Origin of the sequence: Solilutibacter pythonis (assembly GCF_003697345.1) — a bacterium.
In the GTDB taxonomy this organism is placed as follows: domain Bacteria; phylum Pseudomonadota; class Gammaproteobacteria; order Xanthomonadales; family Xanthomonadaceae; genus Solilutibacter; species Solilutibacter pythonis.
In genome coordinates this window covers 73,767-95,605 of the sequence record NZ_RFLY01000005.1, presented here as the reverse complement: position 1 = coordinate 95,605, position 21,839 = coordinate 73,767, and the positions used below count along the sequence as shown (strand labels likewise).

Annotated in this window: 18 protein-coding genes; 4 read left to right on the top strand and 14 right to left on the bottom strand. The window is 66.4% G+C overall.

Annotated features, from left to right (window positions below):
• Window positions 1–75 precede the first annotated feature (75 nt).
• Both EBB59_RS04790 and gltX read right to left on the bottom strand, forming a co-directional pair.
• Entirely contained in the window at window positions 76–561 is a 486-nt protein-coding gene (locus tag EBB59_RS04790; RefSeq protein ID WP_122101010.1) for a transcriptional repressor, read from the bottom strand.
• A 129-nt stretch (window positions 562–690) separates the two neighbouring features.
• The gene (gltX, locus tag EBB59_RS04785; protein WP_122101009.1) at window positions 691–2,088 is read right to left on the bottom strand and encodes a glutamate--tRNA ligase; all 1,398 of its coding nucleotides are present in this window, start codon (window positions 2,086–2,088) and stop codon (window positions 691–693) included.
• Window positions 2,089–2,585: 497 nt separating this feature from the next.
• Here gltX and EBB59_RS04780 point away from each other — a divergent pair, with 497 nt between their 5' ends.
• Together EBB59_RS04780 and EBB59_RS04775 are read left to right on the top strand one after the other, a co-directional pair.
• Window positions 2,586–3,122 carry an adenine phosphoribosyltransferase gene (locus tag EBB59_RS04780; RefSeq protein ID WP_122101008.1) on the top strand — a complete coding sequence of 179 codons (537 nt, stop codon included), beginning with the start codon at window positions 2,586–2,588 and terminating at the stop codon, window positions 3,120–3,122.
• A 46-nt stretch (window positions 3,123–3,168) separates the two neighbouring features.
• A complete protein-coding gene (locus tag EBB59_RS04775; protein ID WP_122101007.1) occupies window positions 3,169–3,888 on the top strand; it encodes a UDP-2,3-diacylglucosamine diphosphatase in 720 nt (239 codons plus the stop codon).
• Between the two features lie 25 nt (window positions 3,889–3,913).
• Here EBB59_RS04775 and EBB59_RS04770 read toward each other — a convergent pair whose 3' ends face one another.
• The 11 genes from EBB59_RS04770 to EBB59_RS04720 all read right to left on the bottom strand — a co-directional run bounded on the left by EBB59_RS04770 (window position 3,914) and on the right by EBB59_RS04720 (window position 18,745).
• Window positions 3,914–4,306 (bottom strand): COG3650 family protein, encoded by a 393-nt coding sequence (locus EBB59_RS04770; RefSeq protein ID WP_122101006.1) that lies wholly within the window; start codon window positions 4,304–4,306, stop codon window positions 3,914–3,916.
• 19 nt (window positions 4,307–4,325) lie between these two features.
• Complete coding sequence (locus EBB59_RS04765; protein WP_122101005.1) at window positions 4,326–4,853, bottom strand: hypothetical protein; 528 nt, start codon at window positions 4,851–4,853, stop codon at window positions 4,326–4,328.
• A gap of 73 nt (window positions 4,854–4,926) precedes the next feature.
• The gene (locus EBB59_RS04760) at window positions 4,927–6,039 is read right to left on the bottom strand and encodes an alkaline phosphatase D family protein (protein WP_122101004.1); all 1,113 of its coding nucleotides are present in this window, start codon (window positions 6,037–6,039) and stop codon (window positions 4,927–4,929) included.
• A gap of 58 nt (window positions 6,040–6,097) precedes the next feature.
• Window positions 6,098–8,341 (bottom strand): TonB-dependent receptor, encoded by a 2,244-nt coding sequence (locus EBB59_RS04755; RefSeq protein WP_122101003.1) that lies wholly within the window; start codon window positions 8,339–8,341, stop codon window positions 6,098–6,100.
• 133 nt (window positions 8,342–8,474) lie between these two features.
• Complete coding sequence (locus tag EBB59_RS04750; RefSeq protein ID WP_122101002.1) at window positions 8,475–9,278, bottom strand: ferritin-like domain-containing protein; 804 nt, start codon at window positions 9,276–9,278, stop codon at window positions 8,475–8,477.
• A 202-nt stretch (window positions 9,279–9,480) separates the two neighbouring features.
• A complete protein-coding gene (gene purF / locus EBB59_RS04745; protein ID WP_122101001.1) occupies window positions 9,481–10,947 on the bottom strand; it encodes an amidophosphoribosyltransferase in 1,467 nt (488 codons plus the stop codon).
• A 59-nt stretch (window positions 10,948–11,006) separates the two neighbouring features.
• Entirely contained in the window at window positions 11,007–12,026 is a 1,020-nt protein-coding gene (locus EBB59_RS04740) for an SPOR domain-containing protein (RefSeq protein ID WP_122101000.1), read from the bottom strand.
• A 31-nt stretch (window positions 12,027–12,057) separates the two neighbouring features.
• Window positions 12,058–13,341 carry a bifunctional tetrahydrofolate synthase/dihydrofolate synthase gene (folC, locus tag EBB59_RS04735; protein WP_122100999.1) on the bottom strand — a complete coding sequence of 428 codons (1,284 nt, stop codon included), beginning with the start codon at window positions 13,339–13,341 and terminating at the stop codon, window positions 12,058–12,060.
• Between the two features lie 41 nt (window positions 13,342–13,382).
• Window positions 13,383–14,027 (bottom strand): histidine phosphatase family protein, encoded by a 645-nt coding sequence (locus tag EBB59_RS04730; RefSeq protein WP_122100998.1) that lies wholly within the window; start codon window positions 14,025–14,027, stop codon window positions 13,383–13,385.
• Window positions 14,028–14,303: 276 nt separating this feature from the next.
• Complete coding sequence (locus tag EBB59_RS04725; RefSeq protein WP_122100997.1) at window positions 14,304–16,469, bottom strand: S46 family peptidase; 2,166 nt, start codon at window positions 16,467–16,469, stop codon at window positions 14,304–14,306.
• Window positions 16,470–16,576: 107 nt separating this feature from the next.
• Window positions 16,577–18,745, bottom strand: coding sequence for a S46 family peptidase (locus EBB59_RS04720; RefSeq protein ID WP_245979051.1), 2,169 nt, complete (start codon window positions 18,743–18,745; stop codon window positions 16,577–16,579).
• Between the two features lie 129 nt (window positions 18,746–18,874).
• Here EBB59_RS04720 and tdh point away from each other — a divergent pair, with 129 nt between their 5' ends.
• Both tdh and kbl read left to right on the top strand, forming a co-directional pair.
• Window positions 18,875–19,909 (top strand): L-threonine 3-dehydrogenase, encoded by a 1,035-nt coding sequence (gene tdh / locus EBB59_RS04715; protein WP_211327688.1) that lies wholly within the window; start codon window positions 18,875–18,877, stop codon window positions 19,907–19,909.
• A gap of 311 nt (window positions 19,910–20,220) precedes the next feature.
• On the top strand, window positions 20,221–21,408 hold the full coding sequence (kbl, locus tag EBB59_RS04710) for a glycine C-acetyltransferase (RefSeq protein WP_122100996.1): 1,188 nt from the start codon (window positions 20,221–20,223) through the stop codon (window positions 21,406–21,408).
• 70 nt (window positions 21,409–21,478) lie between these two features.
• Here the strand turns inward: kbl and EBB59_RS04705 are convergent, their stop codons facing one another.
• Complete coding sequence (locus EBB59_RS04705) at window positions 21,479–21,751, bottom strand: GNAT family protein (RefSeq protein ID WP_147455509.1); 273 nt, start codon at window positions 21,749–21,751, stop codon at window positions 21,479–21,481.
• Between the last annotated feature and the right edge of the window lie 88 nt (window positions 21,752–21,839).

Here is a 21,839-nt window from a genome sequence, read left to right as displayed (position 1 = left end):
GGCCGCGCCGGCTTTTCCCCTGGGCGGGGGCGGACGGAATGCCGCTCCCCGCTTTTTTTCGCTGGAAAGCCGCGCTCAATCCGCGCATTTGGCGCACAGGCCATGTACTTCCAGTGTCTGCGCCTGCGGCAGGAAGCCCAACGAGCGGGCGCGCGCGTCGAGCGCGGCAACCACACCTTCGTCCTCCAATTCCACCGCCGAATGGCAGCGGCTACAGATCAGGAAAGGCACCGAGTGCCGCGCCGCGTTGGGATGATGACAGGCGACGAAGGCGTTGACCGACTCCAGCTTGTGGACGAAGCCGTTGGCCATCAGGAAATCCAGCGCGCGGTAGACCGTGGGCGGCGCGGCGGCGCCGGGGCCTTCGCCCATCCTCACCCGGTCGAGCAGATCGTAGGCTTTGATCGGCTGGCCGGCCTCGGCGATCAGCTTGAGCACATGGGCCCGGATCGGCGTCAACCGCAGCCCGCGCTCGCCGCAGGCACGCTCGACCGCGGCGATGAAACCGGCGGCATCGTCGACGTGATGTTCGGGATCGGTACAGGTATGTGGATGGCTCATGCCCGAATCATGCGGGCATGGCGAAGCCGACTCAAGGGGCCGGATGCCCGCTCTCCGGCCCCGGCATGCCGAGCCATCGCTCACGCCGCTTGATTTCCTGGCGAAAGGACGGCCGCGGGTTGCGGGGCGTCAGCTGATTTTCTCGACCGCCGCCTCGATCCGCTTCAATGCTTCCGCCCGGCCCGCCAAATACACCGTGTGCGAGATGTCCGGGCTGACCTGGGTGCCGGTGATCGCCACCCGCATCGGCTGGGCGATCTTGCCCATGCCGATGCCGAGCGCTTCGGCGGTAGCCTTGAGCGCCCCGCCGATCGCCTCGACATGCCAGTCGGCCAGCGCCGAGAAGCGTTCGCGCGCATCGAGCAACGGCAGGCGCGCGGCCTCGGTGAGGTGCTTGGCGACGGCCGCATCGTCGTATTCGGTCAGCGGGCCGAACCAGACCGCGGATTTCTCCGCCATCTCCTTCAGCGTCTGCACCCGATCGCGCAGGGCGATGACGATATCGGCCGGCGCCGGGCCGTGGGCCAGGTCGTAGCCGCGCTGTTCGAGATGCCAGACGAGATGCTTCGCCACACTTTCCGGCGCATCGTTCTTCAGATACTGCTGGTTGAGCCAGCCGAGCTTGGCGGAATCCAGGCGCGATGCCTTGGCATTGACATCCTTCAGGTCGAACAGCTCGATCATTTGCTCGATCGAGAAGATTTCCTGGTCTCCATGCGACCAACCCAGCCGCGCCAGATAGTTGAGCAGCGCATGCGGCAGATAGCCGGCATCGCGGTACTGCATCACATCGGCCGCGCCGGTACGCTTGCTGAGCTTGGCGCCGGCCTCGTCGAGAATCATCGGCAGGTGCGCGAACAGCGGCGGGGTCTTGCCGAGCGCGTGGTAGAGGTTGATCTGGCGCGGCGTGTTGTTGACGTGGTCGTCGCCGCGGACGACATGGGTCATGCCCATGTCGATGTCGTCCACCACCACCGCGAAGTTGTAGGTGGCATAGCCGTCCGGGCGGAAGATCACCAGGTCGTCCAACTCGGCGTTCCGCCATTCGATGCGGCCCTTCACCAGGTCATCGAACACCACGCTGCCTTCATCGGGATTGCGGAACCGAATCACCCGGTTGGGGTCATCGCGCCAGCCGGCGTCTTCGTCGCGGTAGCGGCCACGGTAGCGCGGCTTCTCGCCGGCGGCCATCGCCGCATCGCGCATCGCGTCGAGTTCCTCGCGCGACTCGTAGGCGTAGTAAGCCTTGCCTTCGGCCACCAGTTGCTCGGCCATCTGCCTGTAGCGGTCGAGGCGGTCGGTCTGGTAGACCGGCCCTTCGTCATACGAGAGACCAAGCCAGCCCATGGCGTCGAGAATGGCATCGATGGCGGGCTGGGTGCTGCGTTCGCGGTCGGTATCCTCGATGCGCAGCACGAACCGCCCGCCCGCGCGCCGCGCCGCCAGCCAGCTATACAGCGCGGTGCGCGCGCCGCCGATGTGCAGGTAGCCGGTGGGCGAAGGCGCGAAACGGGTGCGAACGGTCATGTGCGGTGCGATGTGGGGAAAGGCCGCCATTCTAGTGCAGCCGCGCCGCTTGCCCGAATAAGCTCCCGCAAGGCCGGACGCCCATTTCCCACCATCGCCCCGCCATCGCCCCTTCCACGCATCCGGCCCGGCCGACGCGCCGGGCCGGGGCGCGTGCTCCCGCGCAACACACGCCGGCCGGAATTGAATGTCGTTATCGGTTTACTAGCAGAACCGCCGCCATTCTCAAATCGCCGGACCGGCGCCTGCGCATAATCGACGCCCCGGCCGTCGAGCGATAAAAGTTTCTCTTTTTGACCACCCGCGCCGGGAAAACCCATGACGCCAGGGCTTGTGAATTCCGTTGGCGACCCAGTATCCTTGCCGCGCAACACGACGCGCCAAGCGCCGCGAAGCGGAAAGTCCCCGAGCGCGCCCGGAAGGGCCAGACGCAACCCGGGCAAGCGCCCCGAAACCCGCCTCCATGGCATACCCCACGACCGAAGACAAATACACGAATGACCTCGGCAGAACTCGTCAGAAAACTGGAACAAACCATTGAAAACATCCCCGATTTCCCCATCCCCGGGATTCAGTTCAGGGATATTTCCCCCATCCTCCTGGACCCGGAACTTTATCAGGCGGTCATCGCGGAGCTGGTTTCGTTAAGCAAAGGAAAAGTGGACGCGGTTTGTGGCATCGAAAGCCGGGGCTATCTTTTCGGCGTCGCCATCGCGGTGGCGCTGGAAGTTCCATTCATCCTGATCAGAAAAAAGGGAAAACTTCCCCCACCCACCATTTCCGAAAAATACGCGCTTGAATATGGAAGCGCGGAAATAGAAACCCGCGAGGGCCAACTGAAGAAGGGCCAGAGAGTCCTGATTCACGATGATTTGCTGGCCACCGGGGGAACCGCCGAAGCCGCCGCCAGGCTGGTCGAGAAACAAGGCGCCACCGTCACTCAATTCAGTTTCCTCATCCAACTGAAAGATTTGAATGGCGAAGAAAAACTGAATAAATTCGGCGCGGAAGTTCACCACATCCTGGAATACTAGAGCGCGCCATGAACCTCAGGACCAGCCGGCCAGCCGGCATGCCGCGATGACGACCCTCTTCATCTCCGACCTGCACCTGGAAGACGCGCGCCCCGAAACCACCACGCTGCTGCGGCAATTCCTGCGCGCGGAAGCGCCCGGCGCCGATGCGCTGTACGTCCTGGGCGATTTGTTCGAAGCCTGGGTCGGCGACGACGACCCGAGTGAAACCGGGACGCTGGTCGCCGAGGGCTTACGGGCGCTATCGGGGGCCGGCACGCCGGTGTTCTTCATCCACGGCAATCGCGATTTCCTGCTCGGCCACGAATACGCGGCGCGCTGCGGGATGCGCCTGCTGCCCGATCCATCGGTGATCGTGCTCAACGACGAGCCGGTGCTGATCGGCCACGGAGATCAGTTGTGCAGCGACGATCTCGCCTACCAACAATTCCGCGCAATGACGCGCGACCCGCGCTGGCGCGCGCGGTTCCTCTCGCAACCCCTGTCCGCGCGGCTCGCCTTCGCCGAACAGGCGCGGGCGGCCAGCAAGGCCCGTTATGGTGAATTGCAGGCCGCCGGCGGCGCGGAAACCATCACCGACGTCACTCCGGCCACGGTGGACGCCACCTTCGCCCGCCACGGGCTGCGGCGGATGATCCACGGCCATACTCATCGCCCGGCCATCCACGAGGAAGGTGGGCGCACCCGCATCGTGCTGGGCGATTGGTACGCACGGGGTTCGATGTTGCGGGTATCGCGCCGGGGCCACGAGCTACTCACCCTCTGACCTCGCCCAACAACGGACCGATACCCTATTCGCCCCCGAACTTCTCCAGCCGGTCGGCGCAACCGCCCAGCGCCCGACCATCGACCAGCAGCCTGGCGCGGTAAGCGTAGACACGATCGGACATGCCATCGCCGCATGTGCCCGGCTGGATGACGAGGTCGAACGCGCCATGCGCACCCGCGCCCAGCCAGCGCCAGCCGCGTCCCTCGCGGATGCGCCGAGTCTCGAAGGTGCGGCCCGGCGAGTCTTCCGGCGTGGCGTAGCGCAGGCGCGAGCCTTCGGCGTCGATGCGCCAGAACGGCTCGGTGCCGATGGCGCGCAATGGCGGCGGCGCATCCTGGCCGGTGGCGGCAGGTCCGGACGGCGGCGCGGGGACGGCCGCCTCGCGCTGGCAGGCCACCAGCGCGAGCACGGACACGAGCCCGCAGGAAAACGCCTTACAGGCGGTCGGCGCAGCCACGGTAGGTGGCCTTGCCATAGCGCAAGGTGGCGACGAATTCCCGATCGGTCTCGCCGCTCTCGTTTGCCGCCCCGTCGCAACGGGTCTTGCCATCGATGGTCAGGGTGAACGCGTTGGCGCCGTCCTTACCGCTGTACTCGACGCCCTTGGCATAAGCCTGACGCTCGGCCTTGACGGTGGTGAAGCCGGGTTCGGTGCGCGCATGCTCCGGCACGTCGAGCTTGAGCGTGTCGCCATCGACCTCCGCGCGCCAGGCCGGCGAGACGCCGTTGGCCCTGAAGTGGGTGACGACGCCCTGATCGGCCCCGGCATCGAGCGCCGGGTCAGTGTTCGGAATCGGCTCCGGCGGCGGCACGTCGGCGGTTTCGGGGGCGGGGGCGGGCGCGGGCGCCGGAATCTCGACCGGCGCGACGACTTCGGCGGGCGCTTCCCCCGGCTTGTCGCAGGCCGCGAGGATGAAGGTGGCCGTCAGGGCCAAAGCGGTGACGGATATCGGGTGGCGCATTTCCAACTCCAGGAAACGAATGACGCCGCGGACGCTACCGCATCCAAAGTTAGGAATTCGTCATGCCGCATTGTCAGGGCCGGCCCCAGGCCGCATCCGCGAGCGCATCGATCTCCAGTGTCCTTCCCAGCAATTCGCCGCCATTCACGTCGCGCAGGCGCATCGTCAGCGTGCGACGCGTCCAGTCGATGTCGAGTTCGCCGAAATTGACCTGCCGGAAGGATTTTCCATCCACCCGCAACGCGTTGGGCACCGGCACGCGCCAGACCTCGGTTAGGCCGCTGCTGGTGAGGTCGTACATGGGGTACGGCACATGGCGGCGGCGCACCGACAGTTCGCCGAAATGCGTGTCCCCGCTCAGGAACACCACGCCGCGCGCACGGGTTTTGCGGATCGTCTCGTACAGCCGCTGCTGGTCCGCCGGATAATTGGCCCAGGCTTCCCATCCAGGAAAATCCGAAACCACCTGCAAGCTGGAGCCGATGATGCGCAGGTCGGCGGGTTCGCGCAGTTGCCGCTCGAACCACCGCCACTGCCTTTCGCCAAGCATGGTGGCGGCCGGATCGGGATTGCGCGCATACGGGCCATGCACTTCGTACCCCTGTCGTTCCCGCTGCCTGGCCCAACGCGAATAGTGCGATTCGTTTTCCAGAAACGGCGAGTGCAGCAGCGGCGTGCGGTTGTAACGCAGGTCGAGCAGGATGACCTGCACCCGGCGGCCTTCGGGGCCGAAGGCATGGCTCGTGTAAACGCCATCACGGGCGCGGCGCGGAGAACCGGCCGGCTCCCCCCAGAAATCCAGGAAGATTTTCCGGCTTTCCTCCTTCATGGGGTAATCGGCGCCGGCATCGTCCTCGCCGTAATCGTGATCGTCCCAGGTGGCGAGCACCGGCACGTTGGCACGTAAGCGTTCGATCCCTTCGATTTCCGATAGTTGGCGATACTTGCGGCGCAGCACCCGCATGTCGCGGGTATCGCCATAGATGTTGTCGCCCAGGAAAACGAACATGTCCGGCCTGCGTTCGAGCACCGCGCTCCAGACCGGCTGGGGCAGCGATTCCCTGCTGCACGAGCCGAAGGCGATGCGCGCGATCTCGGTATCCGCCGAGGGCGGCGGCAACCAGGCCGGGGCGGTCACGGGCAGCAACAGCAAGAGCCCGCAGACCCACGTTTTCAGGAAATTCATGCCACGCGCTCCATAAGCCGATGGCCGCGGGATGCCGCGGCCATCGTCGTTTTCCGCATCAGAATTTCAGTTCCGCGCTCAGGAACATCTGCCTCGGCGCGCCAGCGTGCAGGGTGTAGTTCTTGCCCTGCGGATCGCTGACGACGAAGCCATTGGTACCGATGCCGGCAAAGTATTCCTTGTCGAACAGGTTGGTGACGTCGAACTTCAGCTTGAGCGACTTGGCCCAGGCCAGGCTCGTCCACTCGTAGCCCACGCCGGCATCGGTCATCCAGAACGCATCCACCGAGGAGTCGTTGAGGTAACTCAGGTAGCGGCGGTCGGTGAACTTACCGCCGATGTTGGCGCTAAAGCCGCCGTTGGCGTAGGTCAGTTCGGTCACGAACATGCGCTTGGGCGAGTCCACCGCCTGCTTGCCGTCGATGGCCACGAGGTTCGCGCCATCCATGTAGTCCGAGGCGTATTTCGAGTTGTTGAACGACAACGAGTTGTACCAGCCAAACCCGTTGATCGGCTTCAATTGGAACACCAGTTCGGCGCCGGTGGTGCGCACATCGCCGACGTTGGCGAAGCCGGTGGGGCAGCCGGCGATGCCGACGCAGCGCGCGATCGCCAGCAGACGATTCTTGAAATCGACGCGATAAAGCGCGACGGAAGCATCGAACATATCGCGCGAACTGCGCAAGCCGGCTTCCAGCGTGCGCGAGGTTTCCGGGCGGATCGCGTCCTTGAAGGTATCGAAGGCGGCCTGCGAGGCCGAGTGCGGCCCATTCACGCCCGTGCGGTAGGCGGCCATGTTTTCCGAATACGAGCCGAAGATTTCCTCGTGCTCATTGAAGCGCCAGCGCGCGCCGACCTGCGGCATGAAATTGTCGCGGGCCACCAGTTCGCCGCCCGCGCGGCTGGTGCCGATCAACGCCTTGCCATTGGTGGTCACGCGCATGCCCTTGAAACCGGCATCGATGGCCAAGCGGCCATCCATGAACTCCATGTGGTCGAGCAGGTAGTACTGGAAGGTATCGGTATCGAAGCGCTGGCGGAACGCGCGCACGTCCGGGTTGTGGAGAAAATCCAGCGCGTGCGGCGGCGTCACGCCATCGAGCGCGTAGAAGTTGCGCTGCACGCCGTGGGTGTTCTTCTCCCACCAGATCCCCGCCTGAAGACGATGATCGCCGATCCGCCAGGTCAGGCTCGGCATGAAGCCGGTGCGTTCGATGTCGTATTCGGTGGTGCGCATCGAGATTGGCACGCTCGCCGAGGAGGGCGCATACGGCGTGGCCCACTGGCCCTGCCCTTCGTTGCGGTGGTAGTAGAGCGTGGCGTCGAAGGTGAGTGCGTCGCTGGCATCGAACGAGCCGGCGACGTAGGCCAGATCGTCGTCACGCACGCCCCGGGCGATGTAGTAGGCGTCGTCCAGGCTCACCACCTTGCCGCGATAGATGCCATTGGCGGCATCGACCGCGCGCTGCCAGTCCGGCGCGTAGTTGTCCCACTTCATGCCCAGGCGCTTGGCGGATTCCAGCGAAAGATCGGCGTAATCGGTCTCACGGCGACGCGAGGTATCGAAATAGCCGCGCACGTTCCAGCCATCGCCGGTGAGATCGAACTTGCCGTTGACCTGCATCTGCCGCTGCGGGCCATAGCCCTTCCACTTGTCGGCATTCTGGAAGGCGGCGCTGACGTAGCCGGCGAACAGGCCCTGGCGACCGGTATCCAGCCGCGCGTAGGTGCGCCGCATGTTGTTGCTGCCGATGCTCTGGTTCAGGCGCACGCCGAAGCTGTCCTCGGGGTTCTGGCTGAAGAAGCGCAGGGTGCCGCCCAGGTTGCCGCTGGAAGCGGTGTCGATCGCGCCGCTACCCTGCGAAAGCTCGACCGCGCCCATGTTCTCGCTGACGATCGCGCGGCTGATGTGCAGGCCGTTATGGTTGCCATAGCTCATGTCGCCCAGCGGCACGCCGTCGAGCGTGAAGCCGAGCTGCTGTTGCGAGAACCCCCGGATGTTGAGCTTGCCCCCCCATTCGTAATTGCCCCACGGGTCGGAACTCTGGTAGTTGACGCCCGGCAGCTTGGCCACGGCCTTCAGCGGGCTGGCGCCGGCGGCTTCACGCGCCAGTTCGGCCTGGCCGACCATCTGCACCTGCCGGGTCTGGCCGGTGCCGATCACCGAAATGCGGTCGAGGGTGCCGGCCTCGCCATCGGCGGCGGCGGTCGCGGCATGGGCATCGGCCATCACTTGAGCGGAGGACGGCATGGCGTGCAGACACAGTGCAACCGACGCGGCGAGAATCGTCTTGTTCAGCATGGGGCGGGCTCTCTTGCTTGCGGTAATGGAGACGGGCGGACCACTTCCCTTCGCCGCCCGGCGGAAACCGCGCATCCTGAACAGTTTGTGTTTCGGTACGGTTGCGTTTGTTGTTCAGTATCGTGAAATGCGTTCAGACGCCGTCCAGCGCCGCCAGTAGCGCCAGTTCGTCCTCGTCGAAGCCGGCCAACAGACGCGCTTCGACATTGAACGGCCCATGCAGCACACCGCCGGCGTATTCGCACAGCAATTCGCGGAAGCGCCCGCGCGGCTCGACGCCCGCACGCTCGCAATGCCAGCGGTACCAGCGCGAACCGGCGGCGACGTGGGCCACCTCCTCGCGCAGGATGACATCGAGACTGGCGGCGGTCTCGGCATCGCCAAGGCTTTTCAGCTTGGCGATCATCCCTGGCGTCACGTCCAGCCCGCGCGCCTCCAGCACGCGCGGCACCAGCGCCATCCGCGCCAGTCCGTCGTGCGCGGTCTTCACGGCCATTTCCCACAGGCCGTTGTGGGCATCGAAATCGCCGTAATCGTGGCCGTGCGCGTTCAAACGGGCGCGCAGCATGGCGAAGTGGCGGGCCTCGTCGTCGGCCACCCACGCCCAGTCGGCGTAATACTCGCGCGGCATGTCGCGGAAGCGGTAGATGGCGTCGCAGGCCAGGTCGATGGCGTTGAATTCGATATGCGCAACGGCATGGATGAAGACGGCGCGCCCCTCGACCGTGCCGAAGCCGCGCCTGGGCAACTCGCGCGGATGCACCAGCCGCGGCCGTGGCGGACGGCCCGGCATGCCGATGGGATCAGGCGGCGGCGCATCGTCGGGAATCGCCAGTTCGCCACGGGCGAAGGCGGCCGCCAGCGCCCTGGCGGCGGCGGGCTTGGCTTCGATGCCGGCAGTGGCGAGCACATCGGCCGCGGCGACGAACAGGTTCATGCCGGCGCGGCCTGGCAAATTTCCCGTGGCATCGCCCGGCGCGAGCGCCCGGGACAGTGGCGTCCCCGCGATGCCCGGCCGCCCGCGTTGGGGGCGACGATCCACCGGCCATCGAAATTCGCGGCATCCACACCAGTCACCTGGCCCGTAGCCGGCATCGGCATCCCCTGGCGCGCCGACTCGATGCTTCGCGGCCTGGACTTCACGCCCGACGTTTCGCCTTGGCTTCGTCCGAGCGCTGCGCCCGCAACGCCTCGAAATAGCCTTCGTCCACGCCGGTGACGTATTCGCCGGAAAAACAGGAGGTGTCGAACTTCATGCCCGGATGCTTGGGCCCGGCCACCGCGCTCTCCAGGTCTTCCAGGTCTTGATAGACCAGCCAGTCGCAGCCGATCAGCTTTTCGATCTCCCCGACGCTTCGCCCATGCGCGATGAGTTCCTGCGGCGTCGGCATGTCGATGCCGTAGATGTTGGGATAACGCACCGGCGGCGCGGCCGAGGCCAGGTAGACCTTCTTCGCGCCCGCCTCGCGCGCCATCTGCACGATCTGCTGGCTGGTGGTGCCGCGCACGATGGAGTCGTCCACCAGCAGAACCACACGGTTGCGGAACTCCAGCGGGATGGGGTTGAGCTTGCGACGCACCGATTTCGCCCGCTCGCCCTGCCCCGGCATGATGAAGGTGCGGCCGACGTAACGGTTCTTGATGAAACCCTCGCGGTACTTCACGCCCAGCACGTTGGCGATTTCCAGCGCGGCGTCGCGGCTGGTGTCGGGGATCGGGATCACCACGTCGATGTCGTGCCCGGGCCGCTCGCGCTGAATCTTCTCGCCCAACGCCACGCCCATGCGCATGCGCGCCTTGTGCACCGAGATGTTGTCCATCATCGAATCGGGACGGGCGAAATAAACGTATTCGAACACGCACGGGCGCGGCTCGACGTGCCCGGCGACGAGGCGGTGGCGCAACTCGCCCCCCACACTCACCACCATCGCCTCGCCCGGCGCCACGTCCCGCACGCGTTCAAAGCCGATCAGATCCAGCGCCACCGATTCCGAGGCCAGCGCGTATTCCTCGCCCTCCGGCGTAGCGCGCCTGCCCAGCACCAGCGGACGGATCGCATTCGGGTCGCGGAAGGCCACCAGGCCCAACCCCATCACCATCGCCAGCACCGCGTAGCCCCCCTTGGCACGGCGCATCACACCCTCGACCGCGCGAAACGCGGCCTCGGCATCGAGCGTGTCCTGCCGCGCCAGTTCGTGCGCGAACACGTTGAGCAGCACTTCCGAATCGCTTTGGGTGTTGACGCTGCGCCGATCCTGCTCGAATACCTCGCGGCGCAGTTTCTCGGTATTGATCAGGTTGCCGTTGTGCGCCAGCGCGATACCGTAAGGCGAATTGACGTAGAACGGCTGCGCCTCGTCGCTGCCCTCGCTGCCGGCGGTCGGATAGCGGCAATGGGCGATGCCGATATTGCCCTTGAGCAGCGACATCATCCCGGCATCGAAGACATCGCTGACCAAGCCGTTGCCCTTCTCCACCCGCAGTTGCCGGCCATTGCTGGTGGCGATGCCGGCGGCATCCTGCCCCCGGTGCTGGAGGACGCTCAGGCCGTCGTACAGACGGGCCGCCACCTCGTTATGGCCGACGATGCCAACGATGCCGCACATGGTTTCCGCTCCGGGGAACTGGTCGATTGAATGAAAGGAAGAGACGCGCGATCAACGCATCACGGATGCGGACGGACCATGCCGCCGATACCCAGCTTGGCCTGCGCCTGCGCGCGCAACTTCTCGGCATCGGCGCGATCGGCGACCGGACCGACGCGCACGCGAGTCAAAGTGCCACCGCTGGTCTTGACCGTCTCGGTGAAGGCCGAGAGACCGGCCGCGCGCGCCTTGTCGCGCAGCGCGCCGGCCTCGGCGGCATTGGCGAACGCGCCAAGCTGCACCGCGAACCCCGTCGCGGAAGCCGCGGGTTTCGGCGCGGGGGCGGGCGCGGGCTTGGCGGCCGGCGCCGGTTTGGCTTCGGGCTTCGGCGCGGCGGCCATGCCAACCGGCTTCTGTGCGGGCTGCGCGACCGGCTTGGCTGGCGCGGCGGCGGGCTTCGGCGCGGCGGCCGACGGCAACGGCGTGGTGGTCACGGTGGAAGCGACCGTGGCCGGCGCGATGGCGGCTGGCGCCGGCGTCGTTGCCGGGGCGGCATCCAGGGCGATGACGGTGGCGCGAGCGTTATTGCCCAGCGTCAGCGCCTTGATCCGTGCGGCCTCGGCATCGGCGCGGCTGGCGTAGGGGCCGATCCGCACCCGGTAGGCGGCCTTGCCGGCCACTGTGGTCGGCTCGGCGCGCGCGCTCAATTGCAGGCCGGCCAGCGCCTGCACGATGCGCTCGGCATCGCCGCTGCTGGCGTAGCTACCGAAATGCACCACGTAATCGCCGGCGGCGGCGGCCGCGGAGCGACTCGCCGGGGAAGTGGTCGAGGGCGATTCCGGTTCGATCACCGCGCCAGAAGCCACCGGCCTTGGTGCGTCGCGCATGCCGGCCACCCCACCGGCCGGGGTTTCGCCCGGCGCGCCCAGAGGCAACTCGCGGGTCTCGAACCCGTCCTCCGGCGCGGCTGGCACATCCAGCGGCACATCGGCCGCGCCGCTCACCGGCGCCGGACTCTTGATCAGCATGGGGAGGAAAATCACCGCGAGCGCGATGAGCACGGCGGCGCCGATCAGGCGCTGTTTCAACGGACGTTCCATCGAGGCGTCGGCGTTGGCGAGGGGACGGCGATTATAGCCTGCTCGCTTTTGCGCCCCGGCTCCCGGCAAAACGCTTCAGCACGCATTCGGCGGCATGAAAACCGCCGAATACCAGCACGCGCTGGCCACTTTCGGTCGCGGCCAGCGCGTGCTCGATGCCGGCATCGACATCCGCCGCCACCGCGAGCACCGGCAAGCCGGCCGGCAGCCCGCCGGCCACCGCCCCGGCGGAAACGCCGCGTGGCCCGGCCGCCGTGCTGCCGGCGATGATCCAGCCATCCACCGCCGCGCGCAGCGCTTCGGTCACGCCCACCGCATCCTTGTCGCCCAGCGCGGCGTACACCGCCAGCGTGCGCTTCGGCGGCAATGCGCGCAGCGCTTCGGCCAGCGCGCGCGCGGCCTGCGGGTTGTGGCCCACGTCCACCCGCAGTTCCACGCCTTCAACATCGAATGCCTGCAAGCGGGCGGCGATGCGCGCCTCGGCGATGCCCCGGGCCCATGTCGCCTCCCCGGCATCGAAGCCGATCGCGCGCAGGGCGGCGATCGCGCAAGCGGCATTGCGAAGTTGCACCGGCGCGGCCAGGGCCGGCATCGGTAAGATCATCCCGGCGCCGACTTCACGCCAGCGCCAGTGCCCGTCGTCGATGGGCTCGGCGAAGAAATCGCTGGCGATGCGCCAGCTCGACGCCCCCAGGGCATAGGCATGGCGCAACACGCTGGCGGGCGGATCGTCGTCGCCCAGCACCAACGGCTTCCACGCCCGCGCGATGCCGGCTTTCTCGAAACCGATGGTTTCGATGTCCTCGCCCAGCCAGTCCTGGTGATCGAGATCGACGGTGGTGATGACCGCGCAATCGGCATCGATGATGTTCACCGCGTCAAGCCTGCCGCCCAGACCGACCTCCAGGATGGCGAGATCCAGCGCCACATGCGCGAACAGCCATAGCGCCGCCAGCGTGCCGGCCTCGAAATAGGTCAGGGAAACATCGCCGCGCGCCGCTTCGACCGCCTCGAAGGCCGCCACCAGTTCGGCATCCGTCGCCTCGCGGCCATCGATGCGCACACGCTCGTTGTAGCGCAGCAGGTGCGGCGAGGTGTAGCTGCCGACCCGCCAGCCAGCGGCGCGGGCGATGGCCTCGATGAAGGCCACTGTCGAGCCTTTGCCGTTGGTGCCGGCCACGCTGACGACCTGCCGCGCCGGCTTCGCCAGCCGCATCCGCCCGGCCACTTCGCGCACGCGCGCAAGGCCAAGTTCGATGGCGACCGGGTGCTGTTTTTCCAGCCGGGCAAGCCAGTCGGCAAGTGTGTTTTCCATCGGCGAATTGTAGAGTCGGGCCTGCCCGCGCGGGCCGCCGCTCAAAGCGCGCGATGCACCGCCTCGCCAAACAGCGCGGTATGGTGGCTGCTGTCGTTCAACCGCACGACTTCCAGATGTTCGGCATCGCGACCTTCCAGCAGGTTGAGGGTGGTCGGCGCTTGGCGGAACCGCCAGAGGTGACCCAGCGGCATGCCGAGGATGCGGCAAAGCAGGACGCGATTGACTGCATCGTGGGCGACGATCAGCAACGTGTCGCCTTCGCCCAACCCCGCGCAGGCGCGCTCGAAGGCCGGCCAGGCGCGTTCGAGCACCTGCCGCAACGATTCGCCACCGGGCATTTGCAGGCTTTCTGGCGCCGCGCGCCAGGCACGCATCAGTTCGGGATCGCGTTGCTGGATCTCACCGGCCAGCAACCCCTCCCATTCGCCATGGGCGATTTCCAGCAGGCCGTCATCGAAGGTGAGTAACGCCGCGCGCGTTTCGCCCAGCGCCAGTTCGGCGGTACGGCGGGCGCGGCCCAGCGGCGAGGCCACGGCACGGTCGATGCGCAGCCCCTCCAGGCGTTCGCCCAGCGCGCGCGCCTGGGCCTCGCCGACCGGCGAAAGCGGGATATCGACCTGCCCCTGATAGCGGCCTTCGGCATTCCAAGGGGTTTCGCCATGACGGGCGAGAAGAATGCGCATGGGGTGAGCTCCTGTGTTGTGAGTGGCGAAATCGGCAAGACTGTTTTCATTGGCAGGGCATGATCGGGCGCTTGCGCCCGCCTCGCCCCGGGTCGGGCAGGTTGCCTTTCTTCACCTGCCTAAAGAAAAGACGAGGGCGAATCCAAAGCCACGGCCAGCCGCCTTGAAACGCATGGTAATTCCCGGCTCGGCTTCCGGCCTATGCGGAAGCGGCGCACATCGCTGTGCGCCACCCTCTGGGTTTTTTCCGCGGCCGCCGTGCCTGGGGCGAGGGCCTTACTTCTTCGCCGGTACGCCCATCTCCTCCAGCAGGTTCGGCGCCGGATAGACCTCCTGCATGATCCAGCGCATGTAACGCTGATCGACCGAAATCATGCGGGTCATCTTCGGATCGAACACCCAGTTGGAGCTGACCGATTCCCAGTTGCCGTCGAACGCCAGGCCAACCAGCTTGCCGTGGCCATCCAGCACTGGCGAGCCGGAGTTGCCGCCGGTGATATCCAGGTTGGAAAGGAAATTGACCGGCACGGTACCGAGGCGCTTGTCCTCGTAACCGCCGTAACGCTTGGCGCCGATCGCGTCGAGCAGCGACCGGGGGGCGTCGAACGGAGCCTGGCCGGTGGCCTTGGCCGCGACCTGCTCCAGCCGGGTGAACGGCGCCTGCTGGCTGCCGTCGAGCTTGGTGTAGCCGGTGACGTTGCCGAAGGTGATGCGCAGCGAGGAGTTCGCATCGGGGTAGATGAACGAGCCGCGCGATTTGCGGTAGTCCATCACCGCCTGCATGTAGACCGGACGCGCGAGCAGAATCTCGCCGGTGCGTGTCTTGCTTTCCTCCTCCAGCTTCATCAGGGTCGGCATCACCGCCACCGCGTACTGGATTGCCGGGTCCCGGCTTTTCTCGAACTCGGCGCGCGTGGCCTTGAACCACTTCATGCGTTCGCCGGACATGCGCAGCAAGCTGCGCCCCATGCGATCGAGCGCGCGATCCACGGCGGCCTCGTCGTTGCCGCCCAGCCATTTGTCGATGGCCTCGACGCGCTGGCCGGCCGGCAGTTTGAGGTATTCAAGCAGCCAGTAACGCTGCAACCGCCGATCCATCGACAGTTCGAAACGGCGCTCCATCTGCTTCAGGCTGCCCTCGATACCCGGCAGGTCGCGTTCCTGGTAGCCGCTCTCGCGCTGGGCATCCGGCTTAGCGCGCTCGATCGCCAGGCGGTACAGGGAGACGGCGGTATTGCCCAGCGCCCCGCCGGACTGGCGCATCACCAGATCACGCTCGCGGGTGGCGCGGGCCTGTTCGTTCAACTTCACCAGCTCGGCGTGAGCGGCCAGCGCGGCCTGGCCCTTGTCGTCCTGGCCGCGCAGCCAGCCGAGCACGGCGGCCTCCTCCTTGTGCTTGGTGCCGGCCGCATCGATGCGCTTGAAGCCTTCAAGCTGGCCATCGTAGTTCTTCATCACGTTTTCCCAGCCGCGAATCGTGCTGGCGTACTTCACTTCGATGTCCGGATTCTTCTTGCCGGCCTCGATCACCATCGCCACCAGCTTCTTGTAGTGCGCGGAAATGGTCGGATAGGCCCAGTCGGCCGTGTTGTCGAACTCGTCGGCCAGCGCATAGCGATTGGTGCGGCCCGGGTAGCCGGCCACCATGACGAAATCGCCGACGCCGAGCGGCTTGTCGGCGATCTTCAGCCAGTGCCTCGGCTGGTAGGGCACGTTGTCGGGGCTGTGGGCGGCCGGCTTGCCATCCTTGCCGACGTAAGCGCGATAAAAGGAAAAATCACCGGTGTGGCGCGGCCACATCCAGTTGTCGATCTCGCCGCCGTAGTTGCCGATCGAGGCGGGCGGCGCATAGACCAGGCGCACGTCCTTGATTTCCATGTTCCTGAACAGACGGTAGGCATTGCCATCGAAGAAGCTGTACAGGCGGCAACGGAAGCCGTCCTCGGATTCGCAGGCCGAGACCAGCTTCTTTTCCAGGTCTTCCAGCGCCCGGGCGCGTTCGACCGGGCCGGGCGCGGCGGCGAGCGCGGCCTTGACCTGTCCGGTGACGTCGGTGATCCGGTCCAGGACGAAGATGCGCGCGTTCGGGCCGGCGGAGACTTCATCGGCGAAGCGGGCCGCGTTGAAACCATCGCGAATCAGGTTGCGCTCGGGGGTGGAGTTGAGCTGGATGGCGCCGTAGGCGCAGTGATGGTTGGTCGCCACCAGGCCCTTTGGCGAAACGAAACTGGCAGTGCAGCCACCCAGCGACACCACCGCACCCAGCGGATCGCCGGTCAGGTTGGCGAGTTGCCGGGGGTCGAGCTTCAGCCCGGCCTTCTTCAGCGGCCCGGCGATCTCCGGCAACTGCTGCGGTACCCACATGCCTTCGCCGGCGCGCGCCGCGGTGGAAAGCCCGATGGTCGCCACGGCGACCGCCGCGGCCAGTGCTGTGATGCGCATTGCTGTGTTCCTCGTGTCGATTCGTTCGAGTCTAGTCAGTACCGGCGATACCGGGACGTGACGATGGTCATGGGCGGGCCGCCGCGCCAGCCCCCGCCCTTCGGGGGTCAACGGGCCGATTTCGGCAGCTTCATTTCGTCCAGCAGCCAATGCGCGGGATACACCTTGTCCATCAGCCAGCGCATGTAGCGGGCATCGACGTGCACCGCGCGTTTGTAACGCGGGTCGAACATCCAACTGGCGCTGACCGATTCCCAGTTGCTGTCGAAATTGATGCCGATCAGCCTGCCTTGCGCGTCCATCACCGGCGAGCCGGAATTGCCGCCGGTGGTGTCGAGATTGGTCAGGAAATTGACCGTCTGCGTGCCCAGCGCTGGATCGGCGGTGTTGCCGAAATCACCGCGGACGATCGCCTCGCGCAGCGCCTCCGGCGCATCGAACGGGTCGCGGCCGGTATGCTTTTCGAGGATGCCGCCCACGGTGGTCAGCGGGGTGTAATCCACGCCATCGCGCGGACGCATGCCCTCCACCTTGCCGTAGCTGACGCGCAAGGTGGAATTGGCATCCGGGTACACCGCGCGGCCCTGACTCTTGCGGTGGCCGATCAGGGCGCGCATGTAGGCCGGACGCAGCCGCAGCAATTCGCCGTCGCGGGTCTTGGCCGCGTTGTCGATGCGCAGGATGGCCGGCATCAGGGCGGCGGCGGCTTTCAACAGTGGATCGTCCGAGCGCGCCACCTTCGCATCGGCCCGCAGCCAGCGCAGGCGCTCGGCTTCCTCGCCCAGTTTCGTCCCGGCGTAAAGCGCATCCAGCGCCTCGACGCTGGCCGCCGCATCGGCACCGAATACCGCATCCAGCTCGACGATGCGCTGATCTTCAGGCAAGGCGTAATAGCGGCGCAACAAGTCGGCCAGGATCGCCTTCTCCACCTCCGGCGCGTAACGGCGCTGCACCTGCTTGAGCTGGCCTTCGATCAGCGCCTCGTCGCGCCGCTGGTAGCCGGATTCGCGCTGGGCATCGGGCTTGCCGCGTTCGATCCCCAGCCGTTGCAGACTGATCGCCGAACGCAGGAGCTGGGTCACGCCGCGCATCGCCGAGAACAACTGGTCGCGCTCGCGGGTAGCGGCCGTCTCGTCCAGCAACCGCCGCACGCGGGCGATATCGGCCTGGGTCGCCTTAGCGTTCGGCTGCCGGCCGAGCCAGTCCAGCATCGCCGCCTCGTCCTCGCGGCGCGCGCGCACCGCATCGCTGCGCTTCAAGCCCTCGAGCTCGCCTTGCGCGCGCTTCAACGTGTTCTTGAACGATTGCGCCTGCGAGGCGTATTTCACCGCCGCATCGCTGCCTTCCGGCGCGGCCCGGGCAATCTCCTTCAACAGGCTGCCATACAGTTCGATGCGCGAAGGCAATTGCCATTCGACCTGCTGGGCGAACTCGGCCGCGCTGCGGTGGCGGAACGTGATACCGGGATAGCCGGCCAGCATGGCGTAATCGCCGGCCTTGAGCGCGGCGGTGCTCACCCGCAGGTGCGCCGGCGGCACGTAGGGCACGTTGTCCCGGCTGTGGGCCGCCGGCTTGCCGTCCTTGCCGACGTAGGCGCGCAGGAAGGTGAAATCGCCGCTGTGGCGCGGCCACATGAAGTTGTCGATCTCGTCGCCGTAGTTGCCGATGTCCCTCGGCGGGGCGTAGACGAGGCGGATGTCCTTCAGCTCAAGCTGCCTGACCCGGTAGAAATCGGTGCCATAGTACATGTTGACCACACTGCAACGATAGCCGGGCTCGGCCTCGCAGGCCCTGACTTCGGCCTTGCTGGCGGCCTCCACCGCATCGAAATACGCCCGCCCGCTCTTGCCGCGCGCGTCCTTGAGGATACGGTCGGTGATGTTGTCGAAACCGGTAGTGACCAGCACGCGGAAATCCGGGTTGGCCGGCAGCTCGCCGGCCATGTCGGGGGCGACGAAACCCTGATCGATCAGATCGCGCGCCTTCGAGCTGTTGTACTGAATCACGCCGAAGGCGACATGGTGGTTGGTGACGATCAGCCCCTTGTCCGAGACGAAGGCGCCGGTCGCCCCCCCCACCTTCACCACCGCGGCCAGCGGCGGTCGGGTCACGTCGGCCAGTTGCGCCGGGTCGCCCTGGAAGCCGGCGCGCCTCACCTCCCCGGCGATCGAGGGCAGTTGCATCGGCAGCCACATGCCCTCGTCGGCGCGGGCCGGGCCGCCCGCCATCGCGGCCAACGCCAGGCCGCCCGCCATCGCCAATATCGTTTTCCGCATCGCGCCGACTCCTTCGATTTTCCAGCCCGCTATTAGACCCCAGACATGCCGGCTCACCCAATCGATACCGCATGGAGCCCGCACGGGGCCGAAGTAGAATGCGCCGATTGCACGCACAACGGGTTGGACATGACGCAGACGATGAAGGCGCTGGTGAAGCGCGAGGCGGCCAAGGGCATCTGGATGGAACAGGTGCCGGTGCCGACGCCCGGCCCCAACGAAGTGCTGATCAAGCTGGAAAAGACCGCGATCTGCGGCACAGACCTGCACATCTACCTGTGGGACGAATGGAGCCGGCGCACCATCAAGCCGGGATTGGTGATCGGCCACGAGTTCGTCGGGCGCATCGCCGCACTGGGTCCGGGCGTGTCCGGCTACCAGGTTGGCCAACGCATCAGCGCCGAGGGCCACATCGTCTGCGGCCACTGCCGCAACTGCCGCGCCGGCAAGCAGCACCTGTGCCCCAACACCATCGGCATCGGCGTCAACCGCGATGGCGCCTTCGCCGAATACGTCGTCATGCCGGCCAGCAACCTCTGGCCGATCCCCGACCAGGTGCCGAGCGAACTGGCCGCCTTCTTCGACCCTTATGGCAACGCCGCCCACTGCGCGCTGGAGTTCGACGTGGTCGGCGAGGACGTGCTGATCACCGGCGCCGGTCCGATCGGCGTGATCGCCGCCGGCATCTGCAAACACATCGGCGCGCGCAACGTGGTAGTGACCGACGTCAACGACTACCGCCTGAAACTGGCCGCCGACATGGGCGCGACCCGGGTGGTCAACGTCGCCAGCACACCGCTGAAATCGGTGATGGCCGACCTGCACATGGAAGGCTTCGACGTGGGGTTGGAGATGAGCGGCAACCCGCGCGCCTTCGGCGACATGCTCGACTGCATGTACCACGGCGGCAAGATCGCCATGCTCGGCATCATGCCCAACGGCACCGGCATCGACTGGGACAAGGTGATCTTCAAGGGCCTCACCCTGCAAGGCATCTACGGCCGCAGGATGTACGAGACCTGGTACAAGATGACCCAACTGCTGCTGTCGGGCTTTCCGCTCGGCAAGGTGCTGACCCACCAACTGCCGGTCGACGAATTCCAGAAGGGTTTCGAACTGATGGAATCCGGCAAATCGGGCAAGGTGGTGTTGAGCTGGAACTGAGCGAAGACCGGCAATGCCTCAGCCCGCCCCACATCGCGCCCGGGACATCAATGGCATGAGCCACGAACGACTTGTGAACGAAACCCGCGGGCCGCGGCATACCATCCGTCCCCACCACGACAGCGCCGGGCCGGCGCCATCCGGGCCTGTTGCGGCCGCTCCCTGGGCAGGCCGAATCCCCGCTCGGCCCGGATTCATGCGCGAACGCGTTCGCTACCCGCACCCTCTAGCCGGCAATGCTCGAACGCACTTCCGGCGCGCCGGGCGCTTCGCCCGCCTCCCATGACCGTTTCCCCTTTCGAGACCCGCCCATGTCCCTGACCGACCGTTACGCCACCACCCTCGACGAAATCCGCGCCGAGGGTCTGTTCAAAGCCGAGCGCATCATCACCAGCCCGCAATCGGCCGAGATCACCCTGGCCGACGGTCGCACGGTGCTTAACTTCTGCGCCAACAACTACCTCGGCCTGGCCGATCATCCGGACATCGTCCGGGCCGCCAAGGATGCGCTGGATACCCACGGCTTCGGCATGGCCAGCGTGCGCTTCATCTGCGGCACGCAGGATCTGCATAAAGAACTGGAAGCCACCATCGCCCGCTTTTTCGGCACCGAGGACACCATCCTCTACGCCGCCTGCTTCGACGCCAACGGCGGTCTGTTCGAGCCGCTGCTGGACGAGAACGACGCGATCATCAGCGACGCCCTCAACCACGCCTCGATCATCGACGGCGTGCGCCTGTGCAAAGCTCGCCGCTACCGCTACGCCAACAGCGACATGGCCGATCTGGAAAAGCAGTTGCAACAGGCCAAGGCCGACGGCGCGCGCACGATCATAATCACCACCGACGGCGTGTTCTCGATGGACGGCTTCATCGCCCCGCTCGACGAGATCACCGCACTGGCCAGGCAATACGGCGCACTGGTGCACATCGACGAGTGCCACGCCACCGGCTTCATCGGCAAGACCGGCCGGGGTAGCGCCGAGGTCAAGGGCGTGATGGAAGAGATCGACATCTTCACCGGCACGCTGGGCAAGGCGATGGGCGGCGCGCTGGGCGGCTTCACCACGGCGAAGAAGGAAGTGATCGAACTGCTGCGTCAACGTTCGCGGCCATACCTTTTTTCCAACTCCCTGCCGCCGCATGTGGTGGCCGCTGGCACCCAGGCGTTCCGAATGCTCGATGCCGCCGGCGAGCCGCGCGAACGGCTGGCCGACAACACCGCCTATTTCCGCACGGAAATGGCCGCGCGCGGGTTCGACCTCAAGCCGGGAGTGCATCCCATCTGCCCGGTCATGCTGTACGACGCCCCGCTGGCTCAACGCTTCGCCGAGCGCCTGCTGGAAGAAGGCATCTACGCCATCGGCTTCTTTTTCCCGGTGGTGCCCAAGGGCCAGGCGCGTATCCGCACCCAGATGAGCGCGGCTCACACCCGCGAACACCTCGACCGCGCCATCGACGCCTTCACCCGTATCGGCAAGGAACTCGGCGTGATCTGACGCGCCGTGCCGCCAACCGGGCATGGCACGGTGGCACGCTATCTCGCGCGGGTGAGCGAGCGCGCCTCATTTATTCGGAAGGTGGATTGAACCTCGTCATCGTGACGGCATCGACACAGGCGCCATCTCGCCACGCGTACCGGCGATGACAGCCCACCTCGACGAAAACATGCATCGAATACAGCGCAATGGCAGCCGCGTCGCCGGCATGGAGCTGCAATTCGATCCGTTGCAATTGGCAGCCAGCCATCGGCCAGCAATGCGCACCCGATGCCGCGACCGGCGTGATCGTCACGCACGCCCATGCCCAGTTCACCGGTATGGCGGCGAGGTGGATTGGCATTGACGCAAAGACCCGGTTGGCCAACCACCCCGGCCCGGATCCCAGCCACCGGCGGATAGCTGTTGGCATCGCCAGAGCGCATCCGCGC